Source organism: Paenibacillus sp. OSY-SE, from assembly GCF_000283315.1.
Taxonomy (GTDB): domain Bacteria; phylum Bacillota; class Bacilli; order Paenibacillales; family Paenibacillaceae; genus Paenibacillus_B; species Paenibacillus_B profundus.
Genome location: NZ_ALKF01000164.1, coordinates 20,862 through 32,447, shown reverse-complemented (window position 1 = coordinate 32,447; position 11,586 = coordinate 20,862). Strand labels below are relative to the sequence as shown.

The 11,586-nt window shown below is 50.0% G+C and carries 10 protein-coding genes; 3 read left to right on the top strand and 7 right to left on the bottom strand.

The genetic code is table 11. The features are described from left to right. Positions 1-28 precede the first annotated feature (28 nt). The 6 genes from A372_RS33585 to A372_RS0108380 form a co-directional block, all read right to left on the bottom strand. A complete protein-coding gene (locus tag A372_RS33585; RefSeq protein WP_019420392.1) occupies positions 29-895 on the bottom strand; it encodes an MgtC/SapB family protein in 867 nt (288 codons plus the stop codon). 107 nt (positions 896-1,002) lie between these two features. Then, positions 1,003-1,797, bottom strand: coding sequence for a DeoR/GlpR family DNA-binding transcription regulator (locus A372_RS0108395; RefSeq protein ID WP_019420391.1), 795 nt, complete (start codon positions 1,795-1,797; stop codon positions 1,003-1,005). Between the two features lie 290 nt (positions 1,798-2,087). Beyond that, on the bottom strand, positions 2,088-2,213 hold the full coding sequence (locus A372_RS39030) for a hypothetical protein (protein WP_272943459.1): 126 nt from the start codon (positions 2,211-2,213) through the stop codon (positions 2,088-2,090). 103 nt (positions 2,214-2,316) lie between these two features. Next, positions 2,317-3,489 (bottom strand): DUF4179 domain-containing protein, encoded by a 1,173-nt coding sequence (locus A372_RS0108390; protein WP_019420390.1) that lies wholly within the window; start codon positions 3,487-3,489, stop codon positions 2,317-2,319. Further along, positions 3,455-4,048, bottom strand: coding sequence for an RNA polymerase sigma factor (locus A372_RS0108385; protein ID WP_019420389.1), 594 nt, complete (start codon positions 4,046-4,048; stop codon positions 3,455-3,457). Before A372_RS0108385 ends, A372_RS0108390 begins: the two co-directional genes overlap by 35 nt. Before the next feature lie 692 nt (positions 4,049-4,740). Continuing rightward, positions 4,741-6,078, bottom strand: coding sequence for an FAD-dependent oxidoreductase (locus tag A372_RS0108380; RefSeq protein ID WP_019420388.1), 1,338 nt, complete (start codon positions 6,076-6,078; stop codon positions 4,741-4,743). Positions 6,079-6,499: 421 nt separating this feature from the next. Between A372_RS0108380 and A372_RS0108375 the strand changes: the two genes are divergently transcribed. The 3 genes from A372_RS0108375 to A372_RS0108365 all read left to right on the top strand — a co-directional run bounded on the left by A372_RS0108375 (position 6,500) and on the right by A372_RS0108365 (position 11,080). Continuing rightward, positions 6,500-7,879: a YjiH family protein gene (locus A372_RS0108375; protein WP_019420387.1), complete on the top strand. Its 1,380-nt coding sequence runs from the start codon at positions 6,500-6,502 to the stop codon at positions 7,877-7,879. Between the two features lie 626 nt (positions 7,880-8,505). Continuing rightward, positions 8,506-9,774 (top strand): MFS transporter, encoded by a 1,269-nt coding sequence (locus A372_RS0108370; RefSeq protein WP_019420386.1) that lies wholly within the window; start codon positions 8,506-8,508, stop codon positions 9,772-9,774. A gap of 340 nt (positions 9,775-10,114) precedes the next feature. Then, positions 10,115-11,080: a hypothetical protein gene (locus A372_RS0108365; protein WP_019420385.1), complete on the top strand. Its 966-nt coding sequence runs from the start codon at positions 10,115-10,117 to the stop codon at positions 11,078-11,080. A 37-nt stretch (positions 11,081-11,117) separates the two neighbouring features. On the opposite strand, the gene A372_RS0108360 is transcribed toward A372_RS0108365, so the two are convergent. Next, complete coding sequence (locus tag A372_RS0108360; protein ID WP_019420384.1) at positions 11,118-11,546, bottom strand: EamA family transporter; 429 nt, start codon at positions 11,544-11,546, stop codon at positions 11,118-11,120. Between the last annotated feature and the right edge of the window lie 40 nt (positions 11,547-11,586).

The following is an 11,586-nucleotide window of genomic DNA, read 5'->3' as shown; positions in this document are numbered from 1 at the left end:
CTTTTTTTAAAATTGTTTATAATTATTTTTATAGTTTCGTGTCCACGTCACGTCCCGGACGCTTTTCGCCGCCGAACAGATCGCTCAAGCTCCATTTCCCTCGTTCAATCACCAAGTCTTCTAGGGCGAAATGCTTGATGGATTTGACGCATGGCAAAGATAACAGCTCCCCGAGCAAGGTCTCGACATGCCAAGCCCGGGACTTCAATGTCAATTGAAGCAAGACGCATTCCATATCCAATGCGCCGACATCCGTATTCGACTGCAATCCATCTCCAGTTCCATTCCACGAATCAAGAGGCTCGACTGCCATGTCGCATACGGTTAGCCCCTGCTCCTTAAGGAGTTGCAGCACCGTACCAATATGGCTCGGCGCATCATGCACGACGAGGGCAAGATGCCGGGTCTGCGAAGACTTCGTGAAGCGCGCGAACTTTTTCTCGAGCTTATTCAGCATGAACAGACTGAAGAAAGCGGTGAATGCGGTCAAGATGGCGCCGTAATAGAAGCCTGCCCCTACAGCGAGGCCGATGGCGGCTACTACCCATAGTGAGGCTGCCGTCGTCAGCCCTGACACAGTCATCCCGGTCCGCAGAATCGTGCCTGCTCCCAAGAAGCCGATGCCGCTGATGACTTGAGCCGCAAGGCGTGCCGGGTCCATCCGGACGTTCGTCTCATAGATGAATGCCGAGAAGCCATAGCTGGAGAGCATCATAATCAATGCCGAGCCGAGACAGACGAGAATATGCGTGCGGAAACCGGCCGCATGCTCGCCCAGCTCGCGTTCCAGCCCGATCGCGCCGCCGAGCGCTACCGCAATGATCACGCGAATCGTTAATTCCCAATAATCGATTTGCCATACTTCGGGGTGTATGGCTATCATGTCCGTCATCATATTCATCATCCTTATAAAGTTCACATGGTTTCTAGCTTATGCGGCTGCCCGGGCATTAAGAAGCTTATCCGGCCCGGAAGCACGCTTGATCACGGTGTAACAAAGGATTAACCCTGCCCGCTGCGGCCATCTTCGGCCGCAACGATGACCTGAACGCCAAGCTCGCTGATTTGCCGTATCCATTCCGGAGAACAGCCTTCGTCCGTAATGATCCTAGACACCTCTTCCAACGGCGCAATACGGGCAAAGGTCGTCTTGCCGAACTTCGTATGATCGGCCAGCACGATAGCCTCTTCAGCCCGTTCCATCATCCGCTGGGAGAGGCTCGCCTCGTTCAATTCATAATCGGTGGTGCCTTCAACAAGCGACACGCCGCCGACAGAGATGAATGCCTTGTGCACGGTGAACTGCTGCAGCATCTGTTCCGTGAGCGTGCCAGACGCAGTCTGCGAGCGGCCGTCGATCTCCCCTCCGGCGAATATTATCTTGCCGCGGAATAGTTCAAGCGCCAGCAGCATGACGGGAATGGAATGGGTGATCATCGTCACGTCTGGCCGATCCTGCAAATGACGGATGAGCTCGATCGTTGTCGTTCCGTTGTCGACCATAATTGTCTCGCCTTGGCCAATCAGGGACGAAGCATATCGGCCAATAGCCCGCTTCTCTGCGGCAAGCATGTGCGTACGTTGAACAAAAGGCGCCTCCCATGCCTCCATACGAGCCTTGATGGCCCCGCCGTATACCTTCTTGAGCTTGCCCTCTTTCTCGAGCCGATCCAAGTCACGGCGAATCGTTTCGGTGGACACTTGGAGTTGATCCGCCAGCGACTGCACTTGGACGCGTTCGGTTCGGTCCAGCGTCGCAAGGATGTCTACTTTACGCTCCTCATAGGACAAAGACATCGAGCCAGCTCCTTCTGTGTATTGTTGTGGATTCTTGTTAATTTATGTTGTTTGATGTTAATCATAGAAGGTTTCCGATAGACTGTCAATGATGAAAAAACGCGAATCTGCTTCTTTATAATCGTATAAGGAACCCTTTAAAACAAGGGAAAATATCGCTGGTGGAACACAGCACAAAAATGCGAGTTCTGGTTGTTTTTCGTAACGCCGGTTAACGGTGTGCGAAACTAATATAACGAAGTAAAAAAGCAAAACCCGGCAGAATGAAGACCGCCGGGTTTTGTTCCGTATTAATTTGAAAACAGACGGCTGTGCAGCCCTTCGACGGCTTTCGTCGGCTTGAAGACAATGAAGCGATATTCCGCTACGCCAAGGGTATAGAAAGGGTCCTGGTCATCCAGACGATCAATCGCCACGTTCACGACATGCGCAAGATGATTATCCGGTATGTCAAAAAGAAGAAAGGGCTATCCCCTCGTCATCTTTGATGACTTTTGGAACAGCCTCTCTATTTTTTTGCTATTTTTTTATAGGAATGGTCACTTCCAGATCTTTCAGATATGTTCTATTCTTGTCATTGCCGCCGACAACCTTCCAATCCTTGGTTTTCACAGTAAGTGTAAACGGCTTGATCGTGATCGATTTCGTATTGCCGTCAAAAGGGGAATACAGCTTATCAATGTGATATTCTGTTTTGGGTTCGCTCCAGAAGTACTCGACCCCATCTGGTTGCAGGACATTTCCTTTGTCGTCCACAAGCTCATAATAGACCATGCTGGCGCTGTAATCGCCCGTTTGCTCCGGAGATTTTGGAACCAGGCCCTTACTGTCCAGAACGAGACGGGTAGACACTGGCGAACTAACCAGTTCCTTGACGGTATAACTGAACTGTCCGTCCGATTTGGAGACCTCCGGCTTCAACACAAGCGAGTTATTCTCTATCTTCACGGGAGTTTTGAATTCAAAGGTTTCATTCACCTGTGTGACATCCGCCTGAATCGTGAGCTCGAATTGGTCAGGCAATTTCAAGCCATGTGTCAGTTCAACTTTATAAGCAACATTGTCCTCTACAGAATAATCCCCAAAGTTGCCTCCGTCATATTCAATTTCTTGTCCGTTAACAAGAATGGTTGGTCTTTTAATATACCCTTTAAGATGAACCGGTTGCTTCTCAAAGTCAGGATCGATAATTTCTCCCTTGAACCCCTCTTCAGATAGATATGAATAAGCAGCAGTTGGCGGCAAATCTGCCCCTTCACGCTCCAACACGAAGGATAAACGGGTTCCATCGTAGAGCAAACTGGCTAGCTTCAGCGTTACTCCATCATGGGTTACACTCAGGTTGGGATCAGATACGATTCCCTGGTTAATGGCAGTATCCAGAGCTTCTTTGCTTAATCCTTTAAAAAGATCGCCAATCATTGGAATATTTTGTAATGTTGCAGCCATTGCCGGCGATACAAATCCCGTACCAATCACACCTCCACCTAGTATTGCTGCGACAGATGCGACCAAGACGGTTCTTCTCATTATATTTGGTTTTCGTTTCGAAGATCTTCTTGTCAGTTCACTCTCTCCAATTTTATTCATAATTTGATCACTCCTGCTTTTGTTTGGTAATGACGATTCACGAATCATTTGTTCTATTGCATCCATTTCAGCGAATTCCGTTTGTTTCGGCCAATGTCCCATGTGCCATCTCTCCTTTTTGGCTTGTACGTTCCATCAGTTTTCGACGCAATCGTTCATATTTTTTCCGTATTGTGGCGGGCTTGAGGCCCATAATTTCGCTTATTTCCTCAAAGGTGTACTGTTCTACCGCCTTAAGGAGTAAAATATGCCGCTCTTCCGTTGTAAGATAAATCAAAAGCTCATAGACCACTGACTCGTGGCGTGAGATTTGCAGCGCAGGCTGCTGCTCTTTATAATGTTCGATCAGCTTGAGCCAGCGGCTCTGCTTTTTCATTATATTAATCAAATGATGGTAGGCTATCTTATACAGCCAAGCAGAGAAGGATACTTGTCTGCTGTACTGATGAAGATTTTCATAGGCGCGAATAAAGATCTCCTGAACGGCATCTTCCGTCTCCGTATGATCCTTCAGAATATAGTAGCAGTAAGTATACATTTGCCGTTCAAACTGGATAATGATCGCATGGTATGTCTGTGTGTCTCCTGCTTGGACCTGCTCTACAACCGCTTCAATTGCATTCCTTTTTCCTTCCGCTTCCCCGGGGATGGTAGGCTGCAAGAGATCACCTCCTTTCTCGTATACCTATATAACAATCTCAAGATGCGATTTTGTGACACTATCTTTTTATTGTGGCGAATTATAGTAGCTTTACTCATCTCCAATTGAAAAAACCCGCCAAAATTTCATTATGGTATTATCCCCTTTAAGTAGACACTCAAAAAAAAAACCTTGTGCTATCATAAGGAACAAGAGTGAACTTGGAGGGGATAATACCACCACTTTCCGAGATCGCTTGGGCTTTAATGAAGTTGATATAAAATGAGTTTACTACTCTATGATGCTATGAGTTGTAACCCTTTTTCGTTAATGCTAAGAATTAACCTTATATAAAAAGAAAAAGCGTCGTCATTAGACGGCGCTTGCATCTATAGTTCCGGAAATAATGAACTTGTCTTGCGCATATTGTTCGTTCAGGAAGAACGGTGCCCATCCAAATGCACATCCACTTCTGTCATCGGCTTCGTAGAGGTTAATTCAACGACGTACATCTTGCTCACTCCCGACTATCGTATGTATGAAGGAGTATGTTCCCTCCTCCTGCGTTTCGTTATATATGTAACCTCTATTAAGTATCAGGGATTGTCTTCTTAGAAGTCAACAACCGCCAATATCACATGGAATGCGACATTGACGGTTGCGTATAGATGTATATACATTAATCAGGTTGCGGTTCGCCTGACAACAGCCCTTTATACTCGTGCCAGCGTCTGCAGCCCGACCGTGTTCAAGAAGTTCCACGGCTTATTGAAATGAGGCTGGAAGAAGAAGTCGACAACTGCCAGCTCATCCATCGTCATCTTGTTCTGAATGCAGAGTGACAGCGTATTGACGGCAGCCGTCAAGTCGATTTTCGATGCCAGCTGCGCGCCGACGATGCGTTCGCCATCCGCTTCGTACACCACTTTGAGCATGACTTCCTCATGAGTCGGCATGAACTCGGGCCGGTAGCTGTCTGTTATTGTGCTCACTTTCACATTCATTCCGGCAGCAAGTGCCGCTTGCTCCGTTAAGCCTGTAGAAGCGATGTGATGATCATAAATCTTAATCCCAGACGTCCCTTGCGTGCCAAGCGAGCGGATACGCGGCTCCACCAGGTTGCATGCGGCAATCGTGCCCATGCGGACGGCATTCGTCGCCAGTGGAATGTACGCGGCTTGACCCGTCGGATTGTACTGTACGGCACAGCAGTCCCCTGCGGCAAATACATCAGGCTGGCTCGTGCGCATATATTCATCGACTACGATGGCTCCATTATCCAGCATGTCAAGCTGGCTGCGGAACAGCTCCGTGCTCGGCTTGAAGCCGATGCAGAGAATGACGAGTTCCGCTTCATACTCGCCCTGATTGGTAACCACCTTCGAGACGCGCCCGTCGGTTCCTTCAAATCGAGCTACCGTTTCTCCAAGCGCCAGCCGCACGCCTTTTGCCCGCAATGTCTCTTCTACGGGAGCCGTAAATTCAGCATCCAAGTATTTCGACATCACCCGATCGCTCATGTCGATAAGCGTCACTTCTTTACCGTTCTCCTCGAACGCTTCAACGAGCTCGATGCCGATATAACCTGCACCAATGACGACGACACGGCGGGCATCCTGAGCTTTTTCAATAATGGCATTGGAATGATTATAATTTTTGCAGAGCATAATATTGTCAAGGTCGATACCTTCGAACGGCGGCACAACCGGCCATGAACCCGTCGTAATAATCAACTTATCGAATGTATCCTCAAGCTCTTCACCCGTCTCCAGATTGCGTACGCGGAGCGTCTTATTGGCTGTGTCTGCATCAAGCACATCGTGGCGCATCTTCGTGACGACTCCAAGGTCTGCAAGCTGATTCGGCGAAGAATAGAATAGTCCTTGCGGGTCTTTCACGACGCCGCCCACATATAAGGCAATGCCGCAGGACAAGAAGGAGATATTGTCGTTTCGTTCATATACGGTAATTTGAGCTTCAGGGTAACGCTTGGCCGTTTGGACGATAGCGGCGGTGCCTGCATGTGTACAACCGATGACTGCAACTTTCATAGTAAGTTCCTCCCTTATGTTCAAATCAGAATTGTATTGAAAGGTGATAAATAATAATCCATGTGAATGTGAATACCTTCACTTACTAAATTAAAAAATATTGCGTCCTGTGCTCGTTGTATGACATTGTTCATTGCATCAACCGAACATACTTTTATTATATTCGTTTCTTTAGCCACGACAACCTCGCGCAAACGCTATCATTTGTCTATTTTGTGAAAATAATAACATTCACAATGTATAGCGAAAAAAATGTGATAAATATTATAGAACGCTCTTCCGATTCGTTCGCTCGCAGCTATGTGTATTCATATATTTACCATTTTTGATTATGGCGCAAATCCTTGGTTTTTATATAGGTTTGTATTAAAGTATACGGGGTCTGCATAATTATACTTTCAACTCGAAGGAGATTATATACATGACACCAACGAACGACCCACAGTCATCCGCTCCCGTACGGGGCGAAGGCTGGACAGGGATTTTGCGATTTGCCATTCCCTCCTTGCTAGGGCTTTTGCTCTTCGTCGTGCCCCTGCAATGGAATGGGGAAGTAACGGTTCCCATTGCATTTTTGGCCAAAGCAATTCAGCATGCATTAGCGCCATGGCTGCCGCTGGCCGCCACTATCGTCATCGTGCTTGCTTGGATCGGGACGGCTTACACCCGCTGGCTCGCGCCGAAGCACCTGCTTGCGCTTCCATTATGGAAATCCATGTTTCACATTACCCCCTTCTGGTTCGTCACCCGAACGTTGGGAATGATATTTGCGCTGCTGACATACTTTCAGATCGGTCCTGACTGGATAGGGTCGGAGAATACGGGCGGAATGCTGCTAAGCAGCTTGATTCCCGGCCTGTTCGTCGTCTTTCTGTTGGCGGGTCTGCTGCTCCCGCTGCTTGTTGATTTCGGGTTGCTCGAATTTTTCGGAACGCTGATGACGAAAATTATGCGCCCGATATTCACCTTGCCCGGTCGTTCATCCATTAACTGTATGGCCTCTTGGCTCGGTGATGGCACGATCGGAGTCATGATGACGAGCAAGCAATATGAGTCGGGTTATTATACGAAACGGGAAGCGGCTGTTATTGGAACGACCTTTACGGCCGTCTCGATTACGTTCAGCTTTATCGTGCTGTCCAACGTGAATATGGCGCATCTGTTTCTGCCGTTCTACGCCACAGTGACGTTCGCGGGTATGGTCGCAGCCATCATCATGCCGCGCATCCCGCCGCTCTCACGCAAGCCGGATACGTATTACGGCGAAGTGCAACAAGCCGAAGAAGAAGTGATACCTCCTTCGTGGAAGCCATGGCGCTGGGCGCTCCATCAAGCGGTCGGCAAGGCGAAGCAGCATGAGGGGACGAGATCCTTCCTGCAGAACGGAAGCAAAAACATCATTGACCTGTGGATTGGCGTCATCCCGGTCGTTATGGCTATCGGCACGCTCGCGGTGGCGATTGCCGAGTTCACGCCGTTGTTCAAATGGCTCGGCTGGCCGTTCATTCCGCTCCTGAATCTATTAGGTGTGCCAGAAGCGGATGCGGCTTCACAGACGATTCTCGTCGGCTTTGCCGATATGTTCTTGCCTACTGTGCTCGCCTCCAATATAACAAGCGAGCTGACCCGCTTCGTCGTCGCGGCGCTGTCCGTAACGCAGCTCATTTATATGTCAGAGGTGGGCGGTCTCTTGCTCGGCTCCAAAATACCGGTCAATCTGAAGGATCTTTTAATTATATTTGTGCTGCGCACCCTTATTACGCTGCCGATTATTACATTGATTGCGCATCTGCTGTTCTAATAGAGGTTGTTCAAAAACCCCCTATTGATCACGAAGTAACCCAAGATGTGATTCGACATCGAATCTTGCAATTCACTCTTGAAGTCCGGTGCTCATGTAGTCTCGCCTGCACTGCCGCTGCTCCTTACAAGTTTTGCGGAGCAAAACTCGCTTCGGGAGCATACGCTTCGAGTTCTTGCTACCTCCTCGGTGCTGAACAGTGACTTTTTCAATTCGCACTAATGCGAAATCGCTCGAAAGGCCCCTATCCGGTGACGGGAATCCCCGTTTTTTGCTTGGATATGGGCTTTTTTATATATTGCTTCCCTTCCTAAAAACGATTATCGTTACATCATTCATTTCGAAAGGGTTGTTCAAGGTAAACGGCGCTCAATACTCCATTAACCTGCACTTTTGCAGTTTGCCGTCACTTTATCACCAGTCTTCTAGAAGTGCTGCGAAAGCAGCCTCTTTACCGTCAGTCATCACGCATCCCGCTGCGCTATCTCTACTTCATTCGCTCGCTCCTTCTTCCGCTATCATCCCATGGCGGCAACGGGAAGGCACGCTGTACCTATCACGAACTGACTCCTGTATCGTCGATGATATCACATACATATTACCGCCAGAGAGAAAGGAGCTTGTCCATGAACGGCAAAGATGCCGCCGGCACGGGCCCTGCATCCGCAGCGCTTCGGCCGCAAGCTAGCCCGCAGCAGACGACCGTCTTCCGCATTCTGCTCGCCATCAGCTTCGTACACTTGTTCAACGATTCGATTCAAGCCGTCATCCCGGCCATATTCCCGATTCTGAAGGACACGATGAGCCTGTCCTTCACGCAGATTGGCTGGATTTCATTCGCCATCAACTTTACGGCATCGCTCATGCAGCCTGTCGTCGGCTATGCGGCGGATCGCAGACCTACGCCGATCCTCCTGCCGATTGGGATGGGCTTTACCTTTACCGGTGTGCTCCTGCTCGCCTATGCGCCGAATTATTGGATGGTGCTGCTTGCCGTTATCTTCGTCGGCCTCGGTTCCGCCGCCTTTCATCCAGAGGGCAGCCGGGTTGCCCATATGGCCGCCGGAATGCGCAAAGGTCTGGCGCAGTCCATCTTCCAAGTCGGCGGGAATGCTGGGCAGTCCTTGGCGCCGATGCTGACGAAATGGGTGTTCATCCCGTTCGGTCAGATCGGGGCGCTCGGCTTCACGATTATCGCAGCCGCCGGAATCGCTGTGCAGATGTATGTAGCCAAGTGGTATCGCAGCATGCTCGATGCCGGCTACACGTTCAAAAAGCGCCATCAGGCAAGAGCGATGGACCCTGCGAAGCGCAAAAGCATCCTCTGGGCGACAATCATTTTGGTCGTGCTCGTCTTTGTCCGCTCGTGGTACGGGGCTGCTATCGGGAGCTACTATGCATTCTATCTGATGGATGCCTATAAGCTTAGTCTCGATAATGCGCAAATTTATATTTTTCTGTTCCTCGCCGCCGGTGCGGTTGGAACGTTCTTCGGCGGTCCGCTTGCCGACCGCTTCGGCAGACGCAATCTGATTCTCGTCTCCATCGTCGGCACGGTGCCGATCGCGCTGGCGCTGCCGTTCGTCACTCCATTCTGGGCTGCCGTCCTGTTGACCTTGAACGGGTTCATCCTGCTCTCCAGCTTCTCGGTGACGGTCGTCTATGCTCAGATGCTTCATCCAGGCAATATCGGGACCGTATCGGGGCTCATTACAGGCTTCGCATTCGGTATGGGCGGTATTGGCGCACTCGTGCTTGGTTACTTCATCGACGGCTGGGGCATCACAAACGTGATGATCGCATGCGGCTTCCTGCCGATTCTCGGCCTGTTGACGTGGCTGCTGCCTAACGATTCGACGCTGGATGAGTGGGCGAAGGAATTGCCTGAGGATTAATTATTAATGGACGCAAGCGAATAACGCAAAAAACTGGCACCGCTATCTAAAGAGACGCTTGCTCTCCGATAGCGGTTCTTTTATATGTCATATATATATATTTGTTCATGCATCTGATGACATTCATATGGGGTGTATGGTAACGTAACACATACCATTATTTAGACACATTTTAACAAACAGCCCCACTGGGGACTTGCGGCGGTAGCCGCTGAGATCTACAATATTGTCAACTTCCCTAACTGATATATTTAACAGCACACCTTTTTGGTTATCGAATAAATATATTCATTGGCAACAGGATGGAAGATAGATGATTTCAACACGGAGGTGACGGAGGATGTCGCAAGAGCAAGACGGGAAACAAGCGATCGAAGCGGTCGAAGAGCATCAGGCTTGCCAGGAACAGCAGGGAGAAGAGGCGGAAGAGTCTGAAGACCGCGAGACGATCAAACACCTCCAAATGGCGATTCAACAAATTAATGAGCTGTATCAGCGGCAACGATATAAAGAGGCGCTGCTGGGGACCGCCCGGCTGCAGCAGCAATATCCGGAGCATCCAACGGTTATGTCGCTCGCTGCGATGGTCCACAAGCCGGTAGCGCCGGACAAAGCGCTGCATTGGGCTGCGGAAGCGCTGAAGCGCGATATTTATCAACCGGATGCCTGGCGGGTCAGAATGTCGGTGTATTACGACCGCGGGGAATGGAGCGCATTCGAGACCGCCGCTCGGCAGCTCGCCATCGTGGCTCCAGACGACCCGACGCCCCATTTGCTCCTGGCGCAGTACCAAATGCGAAGAGGCGCGCTAGAACAAGCGCTGCTGTCGCTGGAACGCTGCATTGCCATCGAGCCTGCCGGAATTGCTTATGCCACTTACAGCTATGTACTCGCCCAATTGGAACGTGTTCCGGAATCTAAAGAAGCTGAGCGCAAAGCGCTTGAGATGAACGAAGAACATGCGTATACGTTCATGCAGCTGGCATGGGCGGCAGACCAGCGCGGGGAACATGAGCATTCCCTCAAATTCATGGGAGAGGCGGTTCGCCTTGATCCGGGCGATCAGCAGGTGCGGGAAGAATATATGGATGCGCTGCAGAAGACGCACCTGTGGTTTCGCCTAGTGTGGTGGCCAGCACAACTATTTCAGAAGCTTCAGCCCTTCATTCTCCTTATCATTTGGATCATTTTCGCCATCATTCAGCCTGCTTTGCTTATCGGCTTCATTGTGCTTCATATTGCAACGTATTGGCTTAGCCGCTTCGTCGTGAATTGGAAAGTATACGGTCGGCCGTGGGTGTCATAAGGCACCCTCTCGGCCTGCGCAGGTGGAACCGTCCAGCTTATGCAATCGTCGTCAGAATGACGCCTATGGCAATCAGCACGACCCCCATCGTTCCCCAGATCGACAGCTTCTCCCCCAGAAACAGAAATGCAAATCCGACAGCCAGCACGACGCTGAGCTTGTCGATGGGAGCGACCTTCGCCACGTCCCCTTTTTGAATGGCTAAAAAATAGAACAACCACGACAACGCTCCCGCCACACCGCTTAACACGATGAATAGCAGCGCCTTGCGGTTCGCCAACACTTCGCCGATTTGCGTCAGCTTTCCTTGAACGGCTATGACGCCGATCAGAAACAACGCCATAATGACGGCACGGATTGCCGTGGCCGTGTTTGAATCCACCTGCTGCAAGCCAATTTTTCCGAAAATGGACACGAAAGCAGCCATTACGGCAGAGGCCAAAGCGAACCAAAACCAACTTCCCATGGATTTCCATCCCCTTCTTCACCAAATAATAGTATCATGC

Coding starts and splice junctions, on each gene's coding strand:
- A372_RS33585 (WP_019420392.1), bottom strand. CDS start 895: ATGATGACGGACATGATAGCCATACACCCCGAAGTATGGCAAATCGAT.
- A372_RS0108395 (WP_019420391.1), bottom strand. CDS start 1,797: ATGTCTTTGTCCTATGAGGAGCGTAAAGTAGACATCCTTGCGACGCTG.
- A372_RS0108390 (WP_019420390.1), bottom strand. CDS start 3,489: ATGGGACATTGGCCGAAACAAACGGAATTCGCTGAAATGGATGCAATA.
- A372_RS0108380 (WP_019420388.1), bottom strand. CDS start 6,078: ATGAAAGTTGCAGTCATCGGTTGTACACATGCAGGCACCGCCGCTATC.
- A372_RS0108375 (WP_019420387.1), top strand. CDS start 6,500: ATGACACCAACGAACGACCCACAGTCATCCGCTCCCGTACGGGGCGAA.
- A372_RS0108370 (WP_019420386.1), top strand. CDS start 8,506: ATGAACGGCAAAGATGCCGCCGGCACGGGCCCTGCATCCGCAGCGCTT.
- A372_RS0108365 (WP_019420385.1), top strand. CDS start 10,115: ATGTCGCAAGAGCAAGACGGGAAACAAGCGATCGAAGCGGTCGAAGAG.
- A372_RS0108360 (WP_019420384.1), bottom strand. CDS start 11,546: ATGGGAAGTTGGTTTTGGTTCGCTTTGGCCTCTGCCGTAATGGCTGCT.